The organism is Candidatus Poribacteria bacterium (genome assembly GCA_026702755.1).
Classification (GTDB): Bacteria; Poribacteria; WGA-4E; order WGA-4E; family WGA-3G; genus WGA-3G.
This window is the reverse complement of the sequence record JAPPBX010000059.1, coordinates 18,786-45,006: the sequence shown is the minus strand read 5'-3', so window position 1 is coordinate 45,006 and position 26,221 is coordinate 18,786. Positions and strand designations below refer to the sequence as shown.

Annotated in this window: 17 protein-coding genes; 5 read left to right on the top strand and 12 right to left on the bottom strand. The window is 49.2% G+C overall.

The window, feature by feature from the left end:
• Positions 1 to 261: 261 nt before the first annotated feature.
• The 12 genes from OXH39_10830 to OXH39_10775 form a co-directional block, all read right to left on the bottom strand.
• Positions 262 to 2,736, bottom strand: a complete 2,475-nt coding sequence (locus OXH39_10830; protein ID MCY3550941.1) for a hypothetical protein — start codon at positions 2,734 to 2,736, stop codon at positions 262 to 264.
• Positions 2,737 to 2,764: 28 nt separating this feature from the next.
• Positions 2,765 to 3,850 carry a terpene cyclase/mutase family protein gene (locus OXH39_10825; protein ID MCY3550940.1) on the bottom strand — a complete coding sequence of 362 codons (1,086 nt, stop codon included), beginning with the start codon at positions 3,848 to 3,850 and terminating at the stop codon, positions 2,765 to 2,767.
• Positions 3,850 to 5,568, bottom strand: a complete 1,719-nt coding sequence (locus OXH39_10820) for a carboxypeptidase-like regulatory domain-containing protein (protein MCY3550939.1) — start codon at positions 5,566 to 5,568, stop codon at positions 3,850 to 3,852. Before OXH39_10820 ends, OXH39_10825 begins: the two co-directional genes overlap by 1 nt.
• A gap of 21 nt (positions 5,569 to 5,589) precedes the next feature.
• Positions 5,590 to 7,311 carry a carboxypeptidase-like regulatory domain-containing protein gene (locus OXH39_10815; GenBank protein MCY3550938.1) on the bottom strand — a complete coding sequence of 574 codons (1,722 nt, stop codon included), beginning with the start codon at positions 7,309 to 7,311 and terminating at the stop codon, positions 5,590 to 5,592.
• Between the two features lie 4 nt (positions 7,312 to 7,315).
• Positions 7,316 to 8,305, bottom strand: a complete 990-nt coding sequence (locus OXH39_10810) for a hypothetical protein (protein ID MCY3550937.1) — start codon at positions 8,303 to 8,305, stop codon at positions 7,316 to 7,318.
• Positions 8,306 to 8,315: 10 nt separating this feature from the next.
• Positions 8,316 to 11,846, bottom strand: coding sequence for a hypothetical protein (locus OXH39_10805; GenBank protein MCY3550936.1), 3,531 nt, complete (start codon positions 11,844 to 11,846; stop codon positions 8,316 to 8,318).
• A 147-nt stretch (positions 11,847 to 11,993) separates the two neighbouring features.
• A complete protein-coding gene (locus OXH39_10800; GenBank protein ID MCY3550935.1) occupies positions 11,994 to 14,201 on the bottom strand; it encodes a VWA domain-containing protein in 2,208 nt (735 codons plus the stop codon).
• Between the two features lie 131 nt (positions 14,202 to 14,332).
• Entirely contained in the window at positions 14,333 to 16,327 is a 1,995-nt protein-coding gene (locus tag OXH39_10795; GenBank protein MCY3550934.1) for a BatA domain-containing protein, read from the bottom strand.
• Between the two features lie 11 nt (positions 16,328 to 16,338).
• The gene (locus tag OXH39_10790) at positions 16,339 to 17,241 is read right to left on the bottom strand and encodes a DUF58 domain-containing protein (GenBank protein ID MCY3550933.1); all 903 of its coding nucleotides are present in this window, start codon (positions 17,239 to 17,241) and stop codon (positions 16,339 to 16,341) included.
• Between the two features lie 114 nt (positions 17,242 to 17,355).
• Positions 17,356 to 18,372 (bottom strand): MoxR family ATPase, encoded by a 1,017-nt coding sequence (locus OXH39_10785; GenBank protein MCY3550932.1) that lies wholly within the window; start codon positions 18,370 to 18,372, stop codon positions 17,356 to 17,358.
• Between the two features lie 775 nt (positions 18,373 to 19,147).
• Positions 19,148 to 20,635: a sulfatase-like hydrolase/transferase gene (locus tag OXH39_10780; GenBank protein ID MCY3550931.1), complete on the bottom strand. Its 1,488-nt coding sequence runs from the start codon at positions 20,633 to 20,635 to the stop codon at positions 19,148 to 19,150.
• A gap of 208 nt (positions 20,636 to 20,843) precedes the next feature.
• On the bottom strand, positions 20,844 to 21,803 hold the full coding sequence (locus tag OXH39_10775) for an aldo/keto reductase (GenBank protein ID MCY3550930.1): 960 nt from the start codon (positions 21,801 to 21,803) through the stop codon (positions 20,844 to 20,846).
• A 669-nt stretch (positions 21,804 to 22,472) separates the two neighbouring features.
• On the opposite strand from OXH39_10775, the gene OXH39_10770 reads away from it, so the two are divergent.
• The 5 genes from OXH39_10770 (at position 22,473) to OXH39_10750 (ending at position 26,221) form a co-directional block, all read left to right on the top strand.
• Entirely contained in the window at positions 22,473 to 22,646 is a 174-nt protein-coding gene (locus OXH39_10770; protein MCY3550929.1) for a hypothetical protein, read from the top strand.
• Positions 22,647 to 22,926: 280 nt separating this feature from the next.
• Positions 22,927 to 24,285, top strand: a complete 1,359-nt coding sequence (locus OXH39_10765; GenBank protein MCY3550928.1) for an RNA polymerase sigma factor — start codon at positions 22,927 to 22,929, stop codon at positions 24,283 to 24,285.
• A 58-nt stretch (positions 24,286 to 24,343) separates the two neighbouring features.
• Positions 24,344 to 24,547: a hypothetical protein gene (locus tag OXH39_10760; GenBank protein MCY3550927.1), complete on the top strand. Its 204-nt coding sequence runs from the start codon at positions 24,344 to 24,346 to the stop codon at positions 24,545 to 24,547.
• A gap of 44 nt (positions 24,548 to 24,591) precedes the next feature.
• Positions 24,592 to 25,398, top strand: coding sequence for a hypothetical protein (locus tag OXH39_10755; GenBank protein ID MCY3550926.1), 807 nt, complete (start codon positions 24,592 to 24,594; stop codon positions 25,396 to 25,398).
• A 499-nt stretch (positions 25,399 to 25,897) separates the two neighbouring features.
• A complete protein-coding gene (locus OXH39_10750) occupies positions 25,898 to 26,221 on the top strand; it encodes a hypothetical protein (protein ID MCY3550925.1) in 324 nt (107 codons plus the stop codon).

The window sequence follows — 26,221 nt, the reverse complement described above, 5'->3', positions numbered from 1 at the left end:
GTCTGAATCAGGATTTACAGGGTAAGGCGCAAACTAAAAGTTTGCGCTACAAATACGGAACTCACAAAAATAGCCGTCAATCGTGGTGTGGTGTTGTGATGCGCGCAAACTAAAAGTCTGCACTACAAATACGGGACCCACGTTATTTTGCCATAAATGGCTCTATCTTGTGACTTTAACCATCAACTCGTGCCTTAACATTTATATCGGAGGGTTTTGCTTGGGTGTTTCTTCGCGTTGATGGTTAAAACTGATAACTACTTATGGACTATCGCCGAACGTCGGTTCTTTCGCTGGGCGGACTACCCACTCCTCAAAGGCAGCTTTAAACGATCCTGTTGTGTCACCGAAGTAGAGATGCTGGATACTGTCAACCGGAAGTACTACCTCTCCGTAGATTGACGAGCGTCCCAATAGCGTGCCATCTCTAACCTCAAGTGGCTCAAAAACCAGAATCGAACCATCGGTTAATCTGACGGAGATTTCAGACTGAGAGGGTGTCGGAGACCGTTGGCTGTCGGAAACCGTCAGAGAAAGAGCGGTTTGTTCTTTTTGACTGCTGACCTCCGGTTGCTGATCGTTATCAACGCTGACGTTGACCACCCGCGCCACACGTTCGATAGGAACAGAAAACTGCCGTAACTTTGAATCAAACTGAATTGTCTGCCCATTGAAGCCCAGTAGCTTCCCCCGCTTCATATCACCGTTCTCTGCCACTAAGATGTGGCTCGGCGGATTATCGCGACTGAAACGCGGCACGGTTAGCGCACGCTCCAACTTCACGTCTAATTTGGAGGACGCGTCATGATTAAGTGCCCAGTCAGCCAAATTCTGACCCGGACGAACGTTTACTTCTTTGCCATCCACTATGAATCTTATTTCCCCATTTTCCAAGTTTATATTGCCACCCTCTACCAGAATCTTCTCCAGGTTACCCCTTCCTTCCCATTCGATCCCCCGGATTTCGACGTTTCTGACCCCATTTTCTTTCTGTGTCAAAACGATATGAGAACCCTTGTTGCTTGTCGGATGTCTCCTGTTGAAGTATGTTGCATGTGTTCTGCCGGAGAACTCAAGTGCTTTTACGGACGCTGAATCAATGCGTTGTGTGCTGATAAAAGGGGACCGGAAACCGATAGTCGCTTCACTGTATGACGAGATTTGACACGGAAGAATCTCTCCATTCCTGAGATGCAATACATGACGGAAGCGCGATGTGTCAATGGGCCACATTTTCGAGGCACGTCTATTGTTCCGTTCTATGTAGGCTGATCGAGTGTTTGCCAGTCGTACTGCCTCCGAGGCACCGACCGGTTGCCATCGAATGAGCGATCCCTCTTCCCCTCCGAATGAGGCGCGACCCCGGAGACTCCCGGATGGATGAAACAATCTGTCTTCATTTTCAACCTGTTCACGAGTCTTAGCACCTGTTGGTTCCACACGAAGCACTGATGCACCCGCAAACGCGCAGTTTACTGGTTCATCTGCGAACGCGGTCTGTAGTCCCACACCATCTGAATTTACTTGTGCAATCTTGCCTCGCAAAATCGCACCGTCTGGGTATGCCAAGCCAACGGAATGGTCTATTTCGGCTAACGCAGTCCCCGATTGAATAACGCGGTCAATCTGTTGAATATCAATGTCATGTCGAATCCGCCCATTTTTACTGAAGTCATCAACGACATAGGTCCTTTCTTTCTCAACAAACAGTTTACCATAAAAGACCTGCCCGTTCATCATGTGGATCCTCGGTTTAGAAGAATCGATTTGCTGCTTTGCAGCACCAATAGACTGCTGATAAACTCTCAACCGCCGCACCGTCAGATTTTGACCTCGGTTAAAGATATACACACCGGCTTCCTCAACCGTCTGCTCGACACCGTCCAATTTCAACAACAAATTGCCAGCAAAATCAAAAACCTCCAGTACATCGGTGTCACCATCATAAGCGAGACGCAAACGAAAGCTTCGCCGATCAGGCTCAATCGTCAATACTGGCTCAAACAGCGTGCCTTGAACGACCACCAACTCGTTGACCCATGTTTCCAACCGTAACGCCTCGTATAGGTTTTTACCAAGCGCGAAAACAAAACCGGGGGGACGCGCAGCAGATGCTAACTCTAGGTCAATCTCAAAGTACTGGGGCCAATTAAGTGCGTGGAAGATTTTTGCTTTGACTTTATCTGTCCGCGGATGACCGCTGCGATCTGCATACCAATCGGAGCGTGCATCACCACCAAATAGAAGCACGGGTTCCTTCGCATCCTCCTTGGGCAATTTCCAATTCGTCAGTTGGGAACCGTCGAAGACAAGATTAGGGTGTACACGACGTTCAAGGGTATAAATCGCTGCACGATTCACCCGAAACAAACCGTGTCGCTTACTGGAAAAGAGAAAGGTGTCGTCATCCGAATCAATGATGTCAGCCATCCAGATATCTCCTGATACGGTGCCAACGCGAAAAGCTTCCGTTGCGGGTACGGACTGTTCGGGAAAGATAATCGAATCCAAGACACCAATATCAATAACCAGATCATCCGAAAAATGCGGTGATGCCCAGCGGATCGCTCCAGAGGTACTTTCCAACAGTTTACCCGGAAGAATATCACCATTTTTCCAGCGCAATTTTTGTGTATAGTCTTGCGAAGTTTCTGGTTCCTGAGCCTGTGTCATGGAAGTCCACAACACCGCCAATGCAGCGACAGCAACAAATAGCCTTTTCAGATTCCATTGCATGGTATTTTCCTTTTTTTAGGGTTGTCATTCACCTTTCGTAGATAGGCAAGAGACGATAATTTAATGCCAAGGCGAGGATAGCCATTCCTGTCCCATAGGCTCTGCCATGGGAACTCGCGAAACTGCCGTCTTCTGCCTGCATTTGTTGAAGCCGCTCAATAGTTCTTTGGTTCCAAGCCTTCCACGCCTCAAAGTCACTTTGAAACAGTGCCTGAGCCATATAGTAAAGATTATAGAACGGGTGTCCAGTGCCGCGATGATCCATTCGACGCTTGATGAATTCAGAAGCAGCTTTGTATTCAGGGGTGTCTTTTCTTTTCGCAATCGCATAAATCAGGACTCCGATTGCTGAGCGAGTGAGTCCACCGCCGTGACTGCTCGTCATCTGATACGTTACACTTCCATCTGCCATCGTGTGGGTCTGGAAAAAACTCACCGCTTTGTCAACTGCTTCGTTAGGGATTTCAATACCAGCGTTTCGTGCGCCGAGTAAGCCCATCAGTACAGTTCCAGCCACGGTTGTGTCGGCATCTTGGGATTCTGGGGAGTAACGCCAAGCCCCCCACGGATTCTTTTTTTGTGCGGTCAACGAAGAACGCACCGCTAATTCCAACGCCTCGCCGAGCGTACGCCGCCGTTCGGGCGGAGCGTCGCTGCCTTCCCAAAGTAGTCGCCCGCTGACTGCACCATACGCCTCGGACAGTGCTAACAGTGCAAAACCGTGTTGGTACATGGATCCGTGTCCACCCCAGCGTCCACCGATATATCCCGTTTTAGCATCCTGATTAATAATGATATTACGTAACGCTTTACGAATATTAGTGGCATAGGGACCAAAGTCTGGGTCTTCACCACTCGCCATCAACGCCATGATACAAATCCCTGTTACGCCGGGTCCATTCCCTGATCCCGACCAGCTCCCGTCGTTCATTTGTGTGTTAGTAAGATAGCGTAAACCACGATCGTTGATGATACGGACCGCCGCAGGTACACCGGTTCCATAGCGAAGGTCCGCCTCTTGGGCATAAGCCGACTCAATTGAAAACGTGGTCAGCATGATTAGAAAACTGGAAAACCCAATCAGGAAACCTATAATTGCTCTGTATTTCATCATTATTTCCCCCACATAATTGGAACAAACACGCGTTCAAACTCACCCTGCTGCCAAGGTGTCAGGATTTCAAAGTTTCTCGCCCGTCGGAAAAGTTGAAAAAACATAAACTCCGCCGGTTTACTCCCGGCATACGGAACAGGAGCCAAGTGTGAGACTGCCGTCTCTAACTGTTCCCGTTGTGAATCGCTTAAAAGGAGCTGCGTATCCATGCACGCCACCGTTATATCACGCAGAGCCTGTAGACGTAAAGCCTCCCTTTCCGCTTGGTGTGCCTTATACCGGTTAAACGCCTCTTCAGAAAGTACATCCTTGATAGCCTGTTGGTACAGTGAATGATTCGTAATGTCGGAAGCACTGGTCTCATGCCTTTTGTTTATGTCTTCCTCTTTCCATAAATCCTTTCTCATAACTTGGAGTCTTACAGCAGCTTGCTCGCGAGTCATTTTGCCAGCTTCAACCTCCTTCATGAATCTCGCTTCAAGTTCTCGTAACATTTGCTCATGAGCTTCTTCTTCAAATTCAAAGTCCTGTTGCACTGTACCTTTAGCGGCAAGTACCAAACGCCGAGCAGCACGCTCGTCGAGAGACCCCAACAATTCGGTATGCGCTGTCAACTTAGCTTCAGCGATCCATTTCATTCGTTCCTGAGATTTCGCCGTGCTATCTTCGATCTGAATGCTTTTCTTTCTCACATCATCTGCTTTTTCATCTATCTTGTCAACCTCGACTGCCTTCTTGCGGATAAACGCAGGTCTTTTTTGGGGGTCCAATTTATCAACCAATTCCCACCAAAGTTTGGACTGGGTATCGCTCAAGATGCCATCCAACGAGACTTTCAATTTAGAGTGCGTAAGATTTATCGCTTCCTGTGAACCGATCCCTAAGATGCTCATTGAAATCGGGAAGGGTCTGTTCTCTGCTGCGTCAAGCAGCGATTGCACAACCTTCTCGCGCTGGTCTAATGTTAAACTGAGCTCCTTGTCGAGTGCGACCGTTATTCGACGAGCAACCGCCTGCTGATCTCGTTGTCGCCGCGCTGCTGTGAAGTTCAGATAATCTTGAAACTGCGTCCCACTCAAATGTTCGGCGAATGCCGCTTGGTAAATGGGATGCGACACTAACATTTCAAGGAATACTGTGTTCCCTACCTTCAATGCCTTCGCGAAATCATTCAGACCTCCAGCCTGCCACAGTGTCCTTTCAACTGAATCAAGAATTGACCGATGAAATGCCTTTACCTTTGCCTCGTCCAGATCATAACGTTCACCGACACTTTCAGCAACGCGCTGGGGCACTGATTTAATTTGCGTGATAGTAGTTTCTATTATTTTCGGTCGTCTTTCCGGCAATGGTTCAACATGGTTTCCTTTTTCAGCCATTTTGAGCGGGAGGAAATAGGCACCCCCATTAAGAATCATTATAGGTTTACCAGATGTTCCTTGATAGCTTTCTTTGGATGTACTGATGAGATAGCGGTCTGTGGGGATACCGGTGCATTCATAATTGCCGTCAGCATCCGTTTTTACTGTAAATTCTTTGCCAGTGTGCCCGACAATTTTGACCTCAACACCCTCAATTGGGTTCTGTGCTGCGGTTGCGTCAGTAATCTTGCCTCGGAGCGTCCCACCAGTCGTGGGTTTATCTTCTGCAAAGATAACACCAACAGACGTAATACTGACACAAACAGCTGCTATTAACACGAAACACAAGCGAATCATCTGTTTTGATCCTCCTTTTAATCATCTCCGCCACATCATTGGACCGAACACACGTTTAAATTCATTCTGCTGCCAAAGTGTCAGGATTTCAAAGTTTACCGTCTGTGGGAAAAGTTGGAAAAACATAAACTCCGCTGGTTTCTCCTCCTTAAGCGGACCGGGTATCAATTGCGATGCTGCCGTTTCTAACGCTTCCCGCTGTGTGTCGCCCAAAAGCAGTTGCGTATCCATGCACGCTACCACCACATCACGCAGCACCTGTTGATGCCAAACTTCTCTTTCCGCTCGGTACGTGCTATACTGTGCAAATGCCTCTTCAGACAGCACATCTTTGATTGCCTGTTGGTACATCGGATGATCCGTAATGTCAATATTCATCCCTTCATCTCCCCACAATTCATCCATCGCGTCGTGAGTTTTGTCTTGGGCTTCAGTGTACTGTTGTGCCACACCTTTAGCAACGAGTGCCAAGCGTCGAGCGGCGCGTTCATCAAGAGAACCTAACAACTCGGTATGCGCAACAAGTTTGGCTTCGGCGATTTCCATCATTTGCTCTGGAGATGCCGCTGTGCCTGCTGGGTTAAGTTCAATCCAAGGTTGCAGTTTCCCTGGCGGGTCAATTATTACCTCGTTAATCACTACTTTAACCCCTTCCTCTATGTTGACATGCTTGGCTGGCTCCCTGCGGATAAACGCACGCTTTTTGTCCGGTCCCTCAACTTTTCCCTTATCTACCTTCTCATTCTCGACTTCCACCTTGACCTCGGGTCCGGGCATGAAAAAAACGTTACGCGCTCTGTTCGCGTTTGTGTTAACTAATCCTTGCCAAACCTTGGACTGTGTCTCACTCAAGAGGGCATCCAGAGAGACTTTCAACCTATAGTGCACCAAATGTATCGCTTGATGCGAACTGATCCGTAAGGTACTCATTGAGATCGGAAAGGCTTCGTTCCACGCTGCGCCGCGTAGCACCTTCGCAATTTTTTCGCGTTGCTCTGCCGTCAAACTGAGCTCTTTGTCGATTAACATTGTTAGTCGACGAGCGACCACCTGTTGTTCCCGCTGTCGTCGTGCTTCTGTGAAGTCCAAATAATCCTGAAGCTGCGCCTCGCTCAGATGTTTAGCCAATGCCGCCTTGAAGTCCGGATGCGACAATAGCACTTCAAGCAAAGACATACTTCCTTCTTTTACGGCCTTTGCGAAGGCGTGCTGACTGCCATCCTGCTCTAATGCATTCTTGGTTGAATCGAGCATTGATTGATAAAGTGCTATAACAACCGCCTCGCCCAGATTGTAACGCCTGCTGACACTTCCAACGACACCTAAGGGTAAGGACATAATCGGTTGTACTTCAAAGATTGGTTGCATTTCAAAGAATTGACCAATATTGCCCTTTGGTGCCATTTTGAGCGGGACAAAATGGTCACCACCATCAACAACGGTAACAGGTTTCCCAACGCGCCTGTCGTATCCGTCTTTAGATATGCTAATCAAGTAGCGTCCGGCAGGAAGTCCAGCGTGTTTGTAATTCCCGTCTGCATCTGTTTTTGTTGTCCATTCCTTGCCGCCATCTTGGGCAACAATTTTAACTTCAACACCTTCAATCGGGTTCTGCGCTGGCGTTATGTCAGTAATCTGTCCTCGAACGGTTCCACCATTCGTAGCGTCGTCCTGTGCAAAGGCAATACCGAACGACAGACTGCCACAAGCAAACAATATTAACATGAATCGTAAATAATTCATCTGCTCAATCCTCCTTGTGATTACTTTTTCCTATTGTAGCTAAACCGGTCTGCCACTCCTGACCTTTCTTACCCGCATAAAGCATGGCGTAGATGTCGCCGACTTCAAAGATTTGTCCGGTCAATACACCATCGCAATCAAACGCATCAGGGTCGTCCGATGGCGTAAATATAGGGTTGTAAGGGTTCGGCTCGAAGGTCTGGAAATCACGAGTCCGTACATGCCCGATCCGCCAGACTTCGCCGTCGTATCCACCGTAGAGGATATGGAAGTACTGTGGTCCCTTGAACAACTCGGTTTCACGAACGGCTCGACTGTCCCACGCTTGCCCACTGCCCTTGAAAACAGGATTGGCAGGATTTTTTGTGACGGATGCCGGATTGCTTGTCGGTGCTGTCGCATGACACATCGTCAAACCCTCTCCGAACGAACGCGTCGCCTTCCCGGTATAAACGATATGAATCGTGTCATCCTCTATAGCAACTGAAGGGTGCGTTGAGCCGTGCCGTTCGTGTTCGGTATCTGCAGGAATGACAGGAGTGTGTTGGACACGCCGCCAATCACCCAAGTCTCCATCGCTTACAAGTAAACCCGTCTGTTCAGGTGTCTTTTCCCCCTTACCCCGATAGTACATGTAGAACTTGCCGTCAGCAGGATTTAGGAACGGGAAAGGATACTCAACGGCTGCGTTATTGAAACCTTCCGCTGAAGGCTCAAGAATAGGGTTCCGGGCATCCTGCGTGATGTCGGTGAGGTCGCTAACAGGAGCTGTCGCATGCATTATCAACCAACGAACCCCAAGGTCGCGCTTACACCAGATGTAGTGGACCACCTCATCAACGATAGTCGCGTGGGTTGCTGCCGCCCAGAGCGGTGGCGGCAGGGAAATGATCGGGTTGCCTACCTCAATCCTCTTGAAACTGGCGAATACCTCAAACGGAATAGCACCCTCTGGCTTATCGGTCATCGGTTTCTCCTCTGTTTTACGGCACATTCTGTCCCTACTACCTTCCTTCCAAAGTGTCGAAATAAGCGTCCAGTCCTTGGCGGAACTCTTCCGGCAATACGCGTCCTGCTTTGCCGGTTGCCTGCCTTGGTGAGCGATTTTCGATAAAGGCACCGCTACTGTCGTCACCGACACCAACGAGCATCAAGGCAGAAGCGGTGGGTGGTGGCGCAGTTATTGTCATGGGTGCATTCGGAACCCGCCCGGTTTGGAGTAGGATTTCAATCACTTCCGTTATCGCTGCAATCGCTCTGGGACCGGTGTCTGGCTCTGCGAGGATGTCTTCTACTTCGTCCATAACCTCGGCGGCTTGCATTACCTGCCTAAGCTGCCGCTGAATCAAGGATTCGTGGGCATTCGGCAAGAAGCTAATCTGGGCTGCGACTTCACGGGTATCCTCAGTGAGCGTGATTTGGGTGTCGTATAGTTCCATGCTGCGCTCACTGTATTCATCAGCACTGAGTGCTTCTTTCGCCTGCTCAAGTTCCCGTGTCTCTTCCCGCAATTGAATCTCGCGATTGATAATGCGCATCACTTCCACAACGATTTCTGGCGGTAGGTTCGGCATCGTCCGCATTTCCGCCTCCCCAGAGGGTCCCCCTTCGGGTAAGGGGTCCACCAACTGCTCTGCCCAGCGATCCAATGTATCCGCCCAGAATTCCGCTTCAATCGTCGATTCACCGATAAAATTGTTCCTAATCGCTTTTGCCATATCCTGCAGCTCGTTTGATACAACAGCGTCCTGCATCTCCGACAGCACACGCGAGAGATTTTCAGAAGGACGCCGGTCGGTGTAAGCGACCATGTCTTGCAGGAGCGTAGACGTGGCTTCAGACTCAGCGATCTCCCGTTTCGCCAACCGCTCCCGATTGGGATGATCCGGCATGGTGCTGTCTTCAGGACGGAAACCCTCCAGATTGTTGTTTGCGTCTGCCGCGATGTCGAGCTGCCTTCGCAATGAGGCTTTCAAGTGCTCCCGGTGGACCTGCTTCTCCGTCTCTGCTACTGCGCTGCCTACGAGACCGAACCCATCCAGATTGTTCAAGTCTACTGCGATGTCAATCTGTCGTCGCGATGCGGCTTTCAAACGTTTCACGAATGTGCTGTTCTCAAAACCGGTGAGCAATCTGTTCATTTCTTCCGCCAGATTTCCAAAGGCATCCAACAATTCCTGCTGTTCTTTGACCGCCTCCAGGACGAGTTCCGCTGTCTGAGGTGCTGGTGGTTCCTCTTCATCATCGCTTTCTCTACCACTCCCTTTGAGAGTCGTCCTTGGAATTCCGAGACCACCGACGGTTTGTGGTGCCTGCCCTGACGCGTCTTCAGCCTCGTTGAAACCTGATTCAACATCAACGACGAGCGGCGTAGGGTTGGCAGGTGCATAACCGGGTTCACCCTCTGGTTGTTTGCTCCGATTCACGACGACACTCTCACCGGGAGTATTTGGATCTTCTGGAATTTCATCTAACCCTTCAGGAGGTTTTTCGCTATCGGGTCCGTACTTCTCCACCTTTTCCAAGTTATTAGGTTCACCTGCGGAAGGGGACGTGGGTCCCTGGGCTGCCTGATCTCCTTGTGCTGTGGCACCCGAAGGCTCACTTGCGGGAGGAGATTCAGGCGACTGACCGGGGGCTTCGGCTGCCTGGGCGAGTAAATCCGCAACAGAGGGCATTCTCTGTCCGGCGATTTCCTCAAGTTGTTGTAGTATTTCTGCCCACGACTCAAGTTGGTCAGGATCGAATTCATCATTTTTTGTTGCTTCTTTCACTAACCCTGTTCCAAGTTGAACCAGGCTATCAAGTCTTGCTGCATTGGCACGTTCCGCAGCCGCTTGCTCTTGTATTCTTTTCCGCTGCGCTGGATCGTCAAGTGCTTCAGGTGGTAGGTTCCGCAGCTCACGATTGGTTTGATACAATTGTAATTCTTTGTCGTGGACCTCCTGTGCCGCGCCGATGAAGAGTTCCATCTGCTCCACGAGCCACCTGAAATGTTCTGCCGGGGTAAGCACATGTAGTACAAGGGCGGGTGAACGGACGCGTTCGCGACCGGGCAAATAATCCTCGGCAAAGGCGCGCAGGCGTAGGCTCTGTGGACGTACGTCTTCACGCTCCGCAGAAAATGTGGCAGCAACTGTCATGTTGTCCGTGGTCGGTCTACCGGAGGCTACTGTTTTCTCGCCGTTGGTAGGATTTGGATTGTGAATCGCATGCTCGATGCCTTCCCACTCCAAACCCACTTCCTTCACACCAAAGTCGTCCCCTGCTTGAATCTCGAAGGTAAGGACTTCAGTAGAAAGAAGGACTTGATTGTTCTTGAGTTTGTTAAAGCTGACGGTCGGGGACTCATCCTCTTGGACCTCTAATTGTAGTACCTGTGGTTCACGTGCGACAAGCCCAAAACGATCGCGCCACGCCAGCTGCATCTCAGTCTGTGTCTCTACACTGATTGGTTCAGTTGTCATACGAGTACCAGTGACACCTTGTGGACGACCGTTCAGCGTTGCTTCAGCGAGTTCGCGTGTTGCGGTGGCTTCCAAGACAGCGGTGCTCCCCTCTAATAAACTGAGTGTTCCACCGCGTACATCCTCTACCAGCGGCTCACTGCGTTGCAAATAGGCAGGCAGTTGGACTTTGGCGATAAGTTCCGTCAGCGCGGGACGTAACTTGGGTTCAATTGGGATGGAATGTTGAGCATCTCCGACTCGAAGAGTGAGGTGTCCGTCTTTTGTTTGCGGGGGTATTTGAAATAGGTAAGTCGCGCCATCCCGTTCGGCAACCACCGGAACTTGGTCTGCGTACCGCGCCTCACCCGATTCAGGCTTCCACGGTGAATTGTCTTTTAGGTGTGCTTCGACATCAAAGGGTTCGGCATACGGCACCACGCGTAGTTCCGGCGTGTCTTCTAATTGCGCAAAAGTGTAACGCGCGGTGTCACGCCACGGAGTCAACCACCGAACGAGCGCGTTCCGACTCGTTGCAGGGATTACAACGGCTCCAATTACGACCAGCACCAACGGCAGTGCCACTGTCCAGCCCCAGCGACGGTGTTGTGGGTTGGGAACAGCCTCTGATAGATTATGTCTGGCGACCTCGGCATCAACCTGACGCATGGCTGCTTCAACCAGCGCGGGGGAATCTGAGGATTGCGTCTCTCTATTACGCGCTAATTCTATGATACCGAGTACGTGATCTCCAAAGCGTGGGAACTTGTGCTGCAATAGCCGAGCGACCCCATCTAATTGTCGATGTTTCCAAACCCAATTGTAGTACTTCAGGGGTAAGAGAAGTACCATCCCGGCCATACCAATCGCCAAAATGAGTGCCCGCAAGAGCGCGGGTGTATCGAACACCCGATCCAGACAAAACACGACGACATACGAAACAAGGAGACCAAAAATCGCCGCCAGTACACCTTCAGATAGTTTGATCACCCATACCCGTTTTTGGTACTGTTCGAGTGCTGCTTTCATGCGCGGCGGTAGGTTGACTGCGCCCTTTTGTGATTGTTTTTTTGCTTGTATTTGGTCCATCAAAAATCTCCTTGGAATGGTTATTAGTTATCGGTTGTCGGTTGTCAGTTAAGAGGTTTTTGTGGAGATAACAGCAACTGCTGCCACAAGGCATTAACTGACGACTGAAAGGATTACGTAGTAATCCGTACTGATAACTGAAAACTATTATATCGCTCCCGTCAATTTTCTTGCAACCCAGAACACGCCTAAAAGTAAGATGAGAAGTCCTGCCCAAAGCGGATGCGCCCAAATCCGTGTGCGATGCACTGTAGGTTCAGGTTCTGGCAAAGCTGCGAGAGAATCCAGCAGACTCCCAACCTCAGAAACTGTTACCAATTCGCCATCGGTAATCTTAGCGATTTCATCTAAGACATCAAAACGTGCCAAGCGTCCTTGTTGCTCTCGGTTTAACCCTTGGACTGACAGATCGGTTTGTACCGATGCCCCGGTTTCGGTGCTACTGGCAACAAGGCTGTAATTACCAGATTCTTCCGGTGTAAATGCGCCTGTGAACAAGCCCACGGCATCCCCTTCACCTGGCTGAAGCCGGATCGCCTGTGTTTTACCTGAAGGTGAAATCGCCTGTACAATAACCGTCCCTTTATCCAATGGGGCACCCAAGGTATCATTTACGTTGGCATTCAACATCACTACATCATCAACGTGCGGTCGGTCTGGTGCATAAAACAACCGCATTGACTCGCCCTGTGCCATCTGTCGGCGATATGCCATCCATCGTGCGACTTGGCTCCAAAACCGGTAGTGGTACTTGTCTTCAACACCTTGTCGCCAACGCCATGCACTGTCTGTCCCCATAAATAAGACTTTACCAGCACCATAAGTCTTGGTTACGATTAGCGGCACCCGTCCGGCAGCCGTTGCAACCTGATCGTGTACTGCCAAAGTCTCTGTTCCAACCTTGGTTCGTTTGACACCTGCGTACCAGTAAAAGCCGGGTAACATGCGCCACACCCTGCGATTGCTCTCATCGTTCTCTCCGAGGCGGGTTAGCAAACTCCGTTGCCCCAGCTGTGTGAGCGAGAAGTATCCTTGTGTGCTTGATCCAGTACCATAAGGCGTAGCCGCGTCCAGAACTACTGGATAAAGATCCGCAAGTGGGCCAGACATCAATGATTCATGCTTCCCGGTCCGTCCCGGCATAAAGACGAGACCCGCCGCTTGAGCACTGACGAGCTGCCGCAGGTCTCGTGCTTGTTCAACCGTCAATTGTTCCTTTCCGATACCGACATCACCGAGGAACACCACATCATAGCGACTCAGTTCGTTCGCCGTTGGAAAGACCTTGATATAACCACGACCGCCGCCCACTTTGGGTAATTTGGGATGAAAGAGAAGGCACGTTAATTCGACCCCCGCATCTCGTTCCAACGCGTTGCGTAGATATCGGTATTCCCACCGTGGGTAGGATTCGACAACAAGGACTTTCAATTGCTCCTCGCGCACGGAGATAGGCGCGGATATCTCGTTGTTTTCTGGTATTAACTCCTGTGTATCCAGCGGAATGCGCATCGTTAGGGTGTAATCACTGGTCGCTGGCGGTGTCCACACCATGTTCTCCTGTGCTTGGCTCATAGCAGGAACACGGATAAGCTTGGTAGCCGTTGGTTTTTTGTTGACACTCAAAGTGACACTTACATCCCGATCCTGTCCCAAAGTATTGCGAACAACAAATGGAATGCGAAGTTGCTTGTTCACAACTGCATACGTTGGTGCATCCATGCTAACCAACTCAATGTCAGGTAACGGCACTTTACTCCCCACGCCAACCGCGAAAACGGGAATTCCTTTCATCCGAAACCGTGTAGCCGCCTCAATTGGAGAGTTCCCGATATTCCAATCACCGTCCGACAGTAGCACGACCCCGCGAAGGTTTTCGTGACTGTCCAGAACATGCGAGAGTCCAGCGTTTAAATCTGTTGCTTCCTCTGCTGGATCTAACTGCGAAGAAAACGGTTCAAAAACGACACTGAGATCGCTGGTATCCGATGGTTTCCAAACTTTCTCAGCCATCAGCGGTTGAATCGTCTCGGCGCGACTTTTGGGCTTGTTAGAGATATTTTGCGTGTCAACAACATCCCGCGTTTTCATACTGTTGGATTCATCCCAAAGTACAGCAAGCGTAGAGCGTTGATCCGGCAACTGCGTCCGTAGCCATTCCGGTTGATTCAGGGTTACAACGACTAAACAGATCAACACAAAACGCAGCACCTCAAGTGCTCCGGTCTTCTTGCTATAACCGCTGCGATGCCACGCCAGCCAGCACAATACGCCAGCCGCAGCAATGAGAATCAGTCCGAAAAACAGGACGGATCCGCTTGAAAAAAACTCAAGATTTCCCTGTTGTTCTTGCATTTTTTTATGGTTATCGGCTATCGGTTATTGGCTATCGGTTAAGACGTGTGGCGGTTGCAAACGTGTGTAATCCCCACAACACTCCCTTAACCGAAGACCGAAGACCGAAGACCATTCCCTCCGATAACTACTCACTTTGTTTGTAAACTTCCTGATCGTCTATTTGGCAAACTCAGCACTGCTTCGGCAACGAGAGCCACCGCCATTGCAATAAGGAAAATTCGCCACAACTCACTTGCCAAGGCAGATGTATCGCCGACATCAGCATCAATTCGTCGATACGATATGCCATCAAATAGCGCGTCTACTGTAGCGACGGGTACAGTCTGTGCCATGTCTTCAACTTGGCTGCGGTTAATGGCTGCCCAATACTCACCATCTTTGTATACCCCAGCATGTAGCCCCCTTTGTGAAAAGTGTGGTGCGTCGTCTGTCGGAGCGACCGGTTGCCATTGATTGCGGTCAGCGAGTACGTCAGGTCCCGCGTTGCGTTGGGAGGCAACAGCCAACGAACGGCTGCCTTCGGCCAACGCCCGCTGCAACATTACATAAAAGACCACACCCTCACGTTCAAGAGAAGAAAATTGCGCCGTGGGCAGGGTGCTACAGAAATAAACCGCGCCCTGGTCTGTAGCGACACGGGTTAGTAGTGAAGCCTCGTCCTGAAACCTTGCCAAAGGTGTCCCGGTGCTTTCAAAGGCGCGGTAGCGATAAGTGAACAGTTGGTTCAATGGCAAAGCGTCCCCACTCTCTACATGTGCGAGTAGATCTGCGTCCCCACGCCACCATGAAATCTTGGAAACCTGCTGACCTTCAGAGGTCTGCCAGTTGCCCCAACGTGAAGCAAATAATTCCTCACTTGCACTTTGACTCGGCGGGAAGAACATAACCACACGCCCCGCGTCGACGAACTGTTCAATTTGTGATGCTACCAACCCTTGTGGCAGTGCTGCTTGCCAAATCAATAGGCTTGTATTTTCCCAGTCAATTTCAGCAGTGCGATCCACCGAAATCACAGTGGTCTGGTGTTGGAGCCGTGGATCAGGCGGAATAGCAAGTGCCCGACGAAACGTTTCACCAATCTTCGCGTCATCACTGACGACGACAGCCTTTCGGACAGGTGATTCCGAAAATACAAAGAAAAACCGATTGTCCAAGGGGTTCGCATCACCGGGCAATCCAACCGAACCCCAACCTGAACTGAGTTTGGCATCGATAGGGATACGGTGTCCTCGCAAAGAGGCACCCTGCCTATCAATATCTACTTCGACGACGGAGCGAACATTGTTGACTTCAAACTCAATCGGAACCCCCTGCCGTGTGCCACCGCTGTTATCTGTTGCCCGAACCACGACATCAAGAATGAGTTCCGCATCGTTCCCACGCGTCCATCGTTGTACGTTTTCTACCCTTACAGACAAGTTGCCCGAGGGTGAATCCGTATATGCGAGCAAGAAATGATGTATGCCTTCTAACTGCGCAAACTCCTCGCGTATCGCGTTCCAACGCCCGCTGTCAACATCCCAATCATTCTCATTTAAATCCGAGCAGAACCATAAGTCGGCTCTTCCCGATTCATTTGCCTTGAGATATGCCAAGGCGGTTTCAAGCATCGCCGGAATATCTGCACTCGTGGCGGTCGATCCAGTCATGGGCAAATTCAAGAGTGCTTTCGGTGAATCTACTTCCTGCAGCTGACCGGTGGCACTATCAATGAGAACCAAGTGTGTTCCATAATCGCCTTGTTCCAATAATTCCGCGAGTTTCTGCAGTGCCATGGATCTCTTTGACTGACCTACTTGTAAATCTTGCATTTCCATACTCGGAGACCGATCGAGGAGAATCAAAGTCGCATCGGGTTTACCGAGTCCGATACTGCCCAACCATCCACCGGAAAGCGGACGACTGACGACGAAAATTAGTGCTGCTATTGCGAGTACACGCATCAGCAGAATGAAAAAATGCCGAAGGCGTGCCATCCCTTTACTCATACGCTTCGCAGTCATGAGAAACATCATCGCTGCCCAAGGAATGGTGCGGTGCCGATGTTGATTGATGAGGTGGATGAGGATGGGGAGTGCCACCAAAGGGAGTGCGATTAATGCCAACGGTTGCAAAAAATTCATCGTTCAGATCCTCACTTATGTCGCTTTGGTGTACGTCCTAATAAGAAGCGTGCCAATATGTCGTCATAGTTCTCATTGATGTAGACACGGTGGTAGTCAATCTCGGTGTCGCGAACGACATCGTTCATACCTTCGAGGTACGCTTCGAGTGCACGTTGGTACTGTGCGCCGATGACGGTTGGGTCTGCCAACACAGGTTCGCCACCCTCCATGTCAACAAAACGTATTGGACGATCAAATTCCAATTCCAACTCAATCCGGTCTAACAGATGAAAGACGGCAACATCATGTTTACGAAATCGCAGATGCTCAAAACAGTTACGCACGACTTCCGGTTCGATGAAGAGATCGGAAACGATAACGATTAATGCTCTCTGTGGGACGCGTTCAGCTGTCTTGTGGAGAACGTTCGCCAATCCGGTCTCACCAGATGCCTCCATCGCCCCTAATTCATCAAGTACTGTGCTCAGGTGGGTCGCGCTGCGTTTGGGTGGAATTTCTTTGTGGAATTCCGTGCCTGCACAGTAGAGTCCAACAGCATCACCCTGTTGAGCGGCTATATACGCCAATGTGCCTGCGACCCGACGGGCATAGTCAAGTTTACTCGTACCGTTGTATGCGAAATCCATGGAACCGCTGGTATCAATAACCAAACACATCCGCAGGTTGGTATCCGCCTCAAATTCTTTGATGTAATAGCGATCATTTCGTGCGTAAGCCCGCCAATCGAGCCGCCGGGTGTCATCGCCGGGAACGTACTTGCGGTACTCGGCAAACTCAAGACTGGAGCCGCGAATCGGGCTCCGATGCTTGCCTGATACGTTTCCGATCATGGGCAATCGAGCGTGTAGTTGAAGTGTCGAAAGGCGTTCCAAAACTTTCTGGTCAAGATAATCTCGTTTAAGTTGCAGCATATTTTTTTATAGTTATCGGTTGTCAGTTGTCAGTTATCGGAGGGATAGTTGTCAGTTTTCGGTTAAAGAGGGACTGTGGCAGCTACAGGAGATTCTTTAACCGAAGACCGATAACTATTCCTTTGATAATTCTTCAATGAGTCGGCTGACAATGTCCTTGCTTGTGATGTTTTCGGATTCCGCGGCAAAGGAGGTAATGACGCGATGCGCGAGTACGGGTTCCGCTACGGCAGTTACATCTTCGAGTCGCGCCATGTAGCTTCCGCTGAGTGCGGCGCGTGCCTTCGCACCGAGAATCAAGTATTGAACAGCCCGTGGACCGGCACCCCACGCCACCAGTGGCTTGAGCCAGTCAGGGGCTGCGTCGTCTTTCGGACGCGTACCACGCGCGAGGTCAACCGCGAATTCGTAGATGTGATCAGCGACTGGAACGCGACGGACGAGGTCTTGAAAGGCGCGTACCCGCTCACCCGTCAGAACGTGTTCAAGTGTAGGAAGTGCCACACCTGTCGTTGTGCGGGCGATCTCTATCTCTTCAAACCGTGCCGGGTAATCCACTTCGATCCTGAACATAAATCGGTCTAATTGCGCTTCCGGTAAGGGATATGTTCCTTCCTGTTCAATTGGATTTTGTGTTGCCAACACGAAAAAGGGGGGATCCAGAGAGTATGTTCTGCCAATTACTGTGATTTTGTATTCCTGCATCGCCTCAAGCATGGCAGCCTGCGTTTTTGAAGGTGCCCGGTTAATCTCGTCCGCTAAAATAAGATTGGCAAAGAGTGGACCCTTCACAAATTCAAATTCCCGCTTACCGCCCGGAATCTCTTGAAGAATGTCGGTTCCGGTGATGTCCATCGGCATCAGGTCAGGTGTGAACTGAATTCGACTGAACTGCAATGCCATCGTCTCAGCGAACCGACTCACTAATAGTGTCTTTGCCAAGCCGGGAACGCCCATCAAGAGTGCGTGCCCTTGAGAAAATAGACAAATCGCTAAATGCTCGATGACCTGTTCCTGACCGATGATAATCTTTGCAAGTGCTACCTTCAATTGATCGTAGACATTGCGAAGTTCGTCAATTGCGGCAACGTCGTCGGCATGCATTCCGTCGTTGTTTGGAGTAGTTGTCATAAAGTTCCCTTTCGTAATCGGTTATCGGTAATCAGTTATCAGTTATCAGTTAATTTCTTGTGGCAGTCCAGTTAACTGTGTTCCACGACAAACATCTTTAACTCTCACTGCGAGGCAAACTGACGACTAAAAACTGATAACCAATGTGAAATGTCTCTTAATTTGAGTGGCACACATTAACGTTTTCTTCAAATCAATACGGGATATGATCCCTTTCGATTATTAGTGACGCATTTTGGCATCGAAAAAGGTGCATAATTTTAGAAAATGATACTGCCCAGAAGCAGAAACACCATTTTTTTATAGCGATACATTGTCCACAAATCTCGCGTTAGAAGTCAATTCTGAGAGTTAAGCGTTGCTCATTGGTTAAATGCTGTATAGGGTCTCACTCAATTATAGTGACACACTTTTGCAGTGGAAAGGTTGCAGAATCTGAGAGAAAATCGTGCCTAAGCCCGTCTGCAGATTGCCTATAAACCTTAAACACCAATTCATTTTATCATAATAGGGAGCAAGTTTCGTGCCAGTCCAAGCAATACCACACCAGCCAGATTCTTTGTGAAATACCGAGAGGAACTGCACAAAACGGGGCAGCCCCTATATCCACCTGCACCAAATAGGGCAAACGCAACCAATCATTTGTACTGCTGAGGGAACTTATTCAGGAACAATCTTTTGCATGTCTTTTCCAAACCGCGGCTTCCGTTCGAGAGTTTCCACTAAATCCTTAAACAGAACTCATGTTAATTACGTTTACAAGGAAGTGGTTTCGTTAGTGCGAAGCGACACGTGGTATCATCTGCGGGTGCGCATAAACGGCGGCATCGAAACTCTTTTGCATCAGTTCCCACTTGACGGCTTGGTAATCAGGATGCTCGGAAAGGTCGTTGTGTTCCCACGGGTCGTTGTCGAGGTCGTAGAGTTCACAAATCCCTTTCTGATGGTAGACGACAAGTTTCCAGCGTCGGTCCCGATACATCGTTGCGTGCGTCTGGTCTGGGAACGCGATTGCTCCGAAAAATTCGCTACGTACCGCCTCTCGATGGTCAGAGGCAGAGACCTCACCACGTAAGAGTGGTGCGAGCGATTTGCCTTGCACGTAATAGGGGATGTCCATACCTAACGCATCGTACAAGGTGGGAACAATGTCAAGCAGTTCAACGAGTGCTTCGCTTTGAACGTCCTGTAAAAAGTGTCGCCCCTTCCCAGTAACGGGTGGGGACCCCGGCCATGAAATGATGAGCGGTACCCGCACGGATCCTTCGTAAAAACGACACCCTTTGTAGACGAGTCCGTGGTCTCCGAGTGCCTCTCCGTGGTCGGAAGTGAAGATAACGATTGTGTCTTCGCGAAGTCCTTCGGCATCAAGGTAGTCGAGGATGCGTCCGAACTCATGGTCGAGTTGTTCAATCATAGCGTAATAAGACGCTTGCATCCGCTTGTCGTCCCACTCTGAAGGAGGCTTCGCCTGAGATTGAAAATCAATACCGGCATCCGTCAATTTCGATTGAAAGGCAATGTCGCTCTCTTGAAAGTACGGACCGGGCAGCGTTTCTGGATCGTACCGTCGGTAATACTCCCAAGGGGCATCAAACGGCGGGTGTGGATCGAACGGATTGATGCTGAGCATCCATGGCTGATTTTCTCGGCGATTTTTCTCAACAAACTCTATTGTTTTCTCGGTGCACCAATGGGTCTGGTGGAGATGTGGCGGGACGTTGTCAATATCCTGTGTCGGTTCTTTCACGCGTCCGGTCCTGTTCGGATACTTTTGAGAGATTGCCTTCCCCGCTATCAATGCTTCAGGATCAACACCCTGTGTGCGTTGCCAATCTGCGTATTCGTGTCCAAGGGCATTTGGCTTTCCGTGGTCGTGGCTATATTGGAAGTAGCGGTATCCATCATCTACGCGGTGTTCTTGCGCATCGAAGGCACTGGCGAGATGGAGTTTACCAATCAACCCACAGTCGTAACCATCTTGTGTGAGCGCATGTGTAATCAGTCGGTCTTCGTAGTATTCGGGGAAAGCCGGGTTACCATTGCCGGTGACGCTCACAGCTGAAGGATACATACCGGTCATAAAACTCGCACGGGATGGTGTGCAGATGGGAGATTGGCAATAGGCGTGGGTGAATGTGACTGATTGACTGACAAATTCGTCGAGTCTTGGGGTGTTGATATGTGAATTTCCCAGCGCTCCGATAGTATCGAAACGTTGTTGGTCTGTGCAGTACCATAAAATATTTGGGCGTTTTTCCATACTTTGCTCCTTTTTTAGTGGTTGTCAGCCATCGGAAACCTTCGGCTGTCGGCAAGAAGGGCTATCGGCAATCGGCTATCAGCAATCAGTAAAGAGGTTTCCTCATAAAGGAGAGTCCTCTTGCTGACGGCTGACGGTTGATAGTTAATTATCCCACTATTTCACTGAGTGCAGCATCAGTTGTGACGACGTGTGTTCCATTGGTACCTTACCACGCATACGCCTCTGGTGCTTCACCACCCGGACCCGTCCAAATCTCATTGAGTCTTGCGAGTATATCATCGTCCAATTTCAATTCCAAGACAGATAAATTCTCTTCAAGTTGTTCAACCGTCCGTGGTCCGATAATTGGTGTCGTAATGTCCGGGTTGTTGAGCACCCACGCCAAAGCAACGTTAGCCGGGGGTTGCCCTATTGACGCGCAGAGTTCCTCATACGCCTGTAACTGGGTTCGATGCGTCTCAATCGTTTGTCTGAGCGATTCCCTGCCCCGTCGTCCAGTGGTTGGGTTGTCAAGGACTCCACAGAGCAATCCTCCACCCATCGGACTGTACGGGATCACCGCCAAACCGAGTTCCCGACAACACGGAAGGACTTCAAGTTCAATTTTTCGGCTGCGGAGATTATACAGGCTCTGCTCTGAGACCAGCCCAAGAAAATTGCGTTGGGCAGCGATACCTTGCGCTTGGGCGATGTGCCATGCCGCGAAGTTGCTACTGCCGACATAAGAAATTTTCCCTTCACGTACCAATTGCTCCATCGCTTGCCACATTTCATCCCACGGTGTCTGGCGATCAACATGGTGCATCTGGTACAGGTCTATATGATCAGTTTGCAAACGGCGCAGACTGTCCTCACATGCTCGACGAATATGATACGCCGACAGACGACCCTCATTCGGTCCCTCACCTGTCTGACTATATACTTTGGTTGCCAGCACGATCTGATTGCGTCGACTTTTATCCTGTGCTAACCAGTTTCCAATAATTGTCTCTGTTAAACCGTCGTTATAGGAATTCGCGGTATCGAAAAAGTTGATTCCGGCTTGCAGTGCCCGACTCAACACCGGTAACGTATCCTCTTCGGACACGTGTCTACCAAAATTGACCGTGCCGAGACAGAGACGGCTCACCTGTAGCCCAATCCGACCGAGATAGGTATATTCCATAGCAAATGCTCCTGTGTGTGTTGGTAATTCTTGAAGTGGTTATCGGTCTTTGGTTTTCGGTGTGCCTTGCAGTGAGAGTTAGAGAGGTGCTACTTAACAATTCACGCAATCTTGAAATATTCCAAGTGGGACCGATTGTTACCAGAAACCTCTTAACCGATAACTGACAACCAGTAACCGATAACTATTCTATCAAATCTTTGCTTTTTGATTAACAAAAAACTGGCGATTAGCCGTCAGCAGTCAGTTGTCGGCTGTCGGTGTGCAGTTTGGGCTTCACTGCAGGACTGATTTACTTTGGCAGACTTCATTAGGGACCCCTGAAAAAGTGGTAAAATTGGGCAGGATTTGGAAGGTGTTCGCCTGCTGCACTGTAACGGTTATAGTAAGGCATATTTAAAGTTCTATTTAAAAAATTTGACAATTTTTGCATTTTATGGTAAACTTTATATGACGCTGATTTCATGCTGAAGCACATTCGCTAACACCGCGTGGATCGCGTCAGGGGCAGCTCCCCGTTTTCGGGGTGCGCAGCAGGTGTACTACCACCTGCCACGCGTAACACTGCCATAATATGAGTATAGCAGCGCTGGTTTCTATTGTAGCAGCTAACGGGTTTCCGTTGGATGTTATTTGTAGGGACCAGCCCCTAAAAAAGGAGTGCCTAACATGAAAACACACCTCTTGCGGTGGGTCCCCATCGCGCTTTTCTTCGTCGTGGCGACACTCAACGTCGCGCTGCACCTTACACGTGCCGCGCATGAACCCTGTCGTCCGACCCCCGCCGTGTCAACCGCTCACTTGTCCCGACGCGGACAGGAGAGAATCCGCAGTTCTACATAGATACCGCCTCTACGAGGAAACCGAACTATAAAACTAAACGCAATTAGTAGTTTTGGGATCAGTTAAATTGAATTTTACAATTTTCCCCATCTTTGAAAAATGCCTAACAAGATATTTTTTTCACGTGATGTAAGGTTTTGGGAAAAAAATGTGTCTTTAATATTGTCATAACATAATTGTGTGGACTGTATTGCATGGCACAACGTCCGAGACTCAGTGTTTACTTAGATGTTTCAGTGGATGTCAATGCAGCCGAATCTATTTATGAGGAGAGAACTCCGTGGAGAGAGAAGACGATGTTCAATTGATTCATGCCGTTTTATCAGGCGACGACTCAGCATTCGATATTTTGGTTGAAAAATACCAAAAAAGTGTTCACGCCCTCGCGTGGCGGAAAATCGGGGATTTTCACTATGCAGAAGATATTACACAAGATACCTTCCTCCGCGCATATCAAAACCTCTCAACGTTGAGAAATCCGAGCCAGTTTCTTGGGTGGTTGCATGTCATTGCGAATCGGATTTGTCTGAATTGGCTGCGCAAACAAGAACCTGAGAAGCAAGTGCAATCCTTGGAGGACACACCTATGGAAGAAATCGGGGCATCTGCTTATGCGCGTTACGAAGTGGAACAGCGGGAGACAGAAGCAACGGAACATCGTTTTGAGATCGTCAACAAACTTTTGGAAAAATTGCCGGAGGGTGAGCAAATAGTGGTGACGCTCCATTATCTCGACGAAATGACAGCGAAGGAGATTGGCAAATTCTTGGGGGTGTCGCCGAAGGCAGTATGGACTCGACTCTCGCGCGCCCGAAAACGGTTACAAGAAGAAGAGGAGCTCTTGATCCAAGAAGTTCTCGGTGGCGTGCAAATATCAGCAAGTATAAAGCAGAACATCATGCGAAAAATTGTTGACATGACACCGACACCTTCTCCGAAGATGAACCCATCCTTGCCGTGGGTAGCTGTTGGAACTGCTTTGGTTGTGGCAATCCTATTGATTCTCAGTGTCAGCAACCAACACTTTATTTTCTTTGCACGCAATGATGAAAACGCAAAAGATGAAAAGGGTTTCACTGCTGATTTTACCATAACACTCGGAACTCATAGGAGTGGTGCTGCTCTTTTAGGTGCACTGATCGAAAAAAAATGCCAGATCAGCCTATGGTCCAGGCAAGCCCTTGGAAATCCGGGTTTTCCGGTGGTGGCAGAGGAAACAACGGTTGATGTCGTTGTTGTTTCTATGCTGGAGATGGGATTTGCTGAGGGTGAGCTCGCCACCCTTGATACCATTTATGATCGCGCAAAACAGATGGGACTTGAAGCGTGCTCGGTTGAGACTGCCGCGCAGCTTCGTCTGCAATTTCTCGACCAGCCAGACTGGACAACTCGGGAGCGGCTGGGCGAATTTTTCGTCGCGAGTGAACCGTTTGTTCTTACGGATGATGGCTTCCCGAAGATTTTCAGTGTCATACGGGATGATGAAAGCCCGCACGTTGAAACCGATATCGGTCTATGGCTGATTGCAAATGGGACCGTTGAGGCTGAAGCTGTGGGACACCCTGACAGACTGTTTAATGCATCCGATCCTGTGGGGACTGACCTCGGAGGTCGTTTTGCATTCGTTGTTCCGAAATAAACAGGACACAGCCCTTATATCCAACAACACCTTAACACTCTTTAAATAGGAGGATATTGTGAAAATTACAAGAACATTTTCCCTAATTATACGCCTTGTGCCAGTTAACATTTTAATAATGTTTATCGGTTGTGGTGTAGCTCAAGTAGCACTTGAACAGCATAGAGAATCTGATCATGGAAATATCAGTGTTGCAAAAACACCTTCGTATAATTCCGCCCAAGTTGCTAAGTATACTAAACTTACAACTAAATCATTATAACGTCTAATCAATAGCATCTTTTGATGTGACAGGAGAGACTGATAGTGAGATTGCAAATAGTACTTGTGTTTGTTGCAATATTTGGAATACTTATCCCGTTAATCGGATGTAGTGATTCTCCGGAGATGATAACCTGCCCGGACAATCTTGTTACCGCAAAGATAGGCAGGACAAAAGCGAATCTGCTGTATGAACTCGGGTCGGTGCTGATACTCTATGAAACAGACACTCGGTGGAAGGTAGGTCTGATGGATAGACCCCCTGCTGCGGCTGTGCGTGATTTTTTTGCGAAAAAAGGATACACTTCGACGGTAAGAGGATATATTCTCGGTTACGAAGTTGTGTATCTTGACAGCGATGTTGATACACTTCCGATGATAGATGATCTGATGGATCTCCCAGGTGTCGAGCAGGTGTATCTCCACTTTATGAGTAAAACTTCAGAATTGTTGTCCGCTCTTTCCGGCGTCGATGATGAGATCATCGTGTGGGATGATGACGAATTGCCGGAATTGCCGTTCGTCAACAACGCGATTATTGAGGTCGGTGTATTGGAAGACGGATCATTATATGAGTTCGGCACGATGATCGTGCGGCACGATGAGCAATACACAGCGGCAACAGCGGTTAACGCTTTCTTCCAAGAAAGAGGATACACTCCGAAATTTACGGAGCTGAATTCCAAGTATAGGGCTATACTTATACATGTTGGGGATTGCGTTGATACCGCGCCGATGGTGGAGTCACTCAGAGCTATCCCTGGTGTTGAGGATGTCCTGCTGAACCGACTACATACCCGCCTTGAGACGTTTTTGAGCGAATCAGACATTCCAGGTGTGCAGCTATTTTGACAGACATCTCATCTCGCGCGCGATATTTGCGTAGGGGATATTCTGAAGTGCCAACGTTTATTTACACCAAAAATTAGAAAAGTTAAGACAAGTATGGTCATGCAAAGAGTTTCTACACAGATGCTGCAGAAATACCCGAGGAAATAAACCCTACGGGACTAAAGAGGTATTCTGGCGTGTACAAAGTTTATGACTAAAATCCGGCGCAGTTAGAAACAGTGAAGAAATACCCAAGCAAAAACCCTACCGGACCTGGGACTACAACGGTTATTTGGGCTAAAATTGACACTTATGGTGCGCCGCAAAACCGAACCTATCGGGTGATGAAGGGTCTATTTATTTTTGGATTTACTATAAATTCCTAAAATTTGGACAGGTTTTATCCAGATCAAGGGCTGTTTCAATCGCATTTTGCGTATTTTCTTCGCATTATAGCCACAAACGCAACTCAGAGAAAAATAAACGTAGATGCAGCTATGCGCAGCCCCGTAGGGGCGAGATGTCTATAGAAACGTTGTCCCCCGCACAGCTAAGCCCCGTAGGGGCGGCATGTCTATTATCTAAAAATTGTCCAAACTTTAGTAAGTATAACACGATAATTGTCGCATCCCGTGAATCTGGTGGGAATCAGTTAGGTGGCATGATGTACAGCGGTGCTACTGAGACAGGGGGTGCCTCGGCTGAAATCTTGTCTGGTCGTATTGCTTTAGAATTGGCAAAAACTGGGTATGATGTATTAGAGCAAGCCGATATCCAACAGACAGAAACCCGTGAAACATCTGCAATGTACGAGTTGGCACGTAATATGAAAGCCGATTTATAA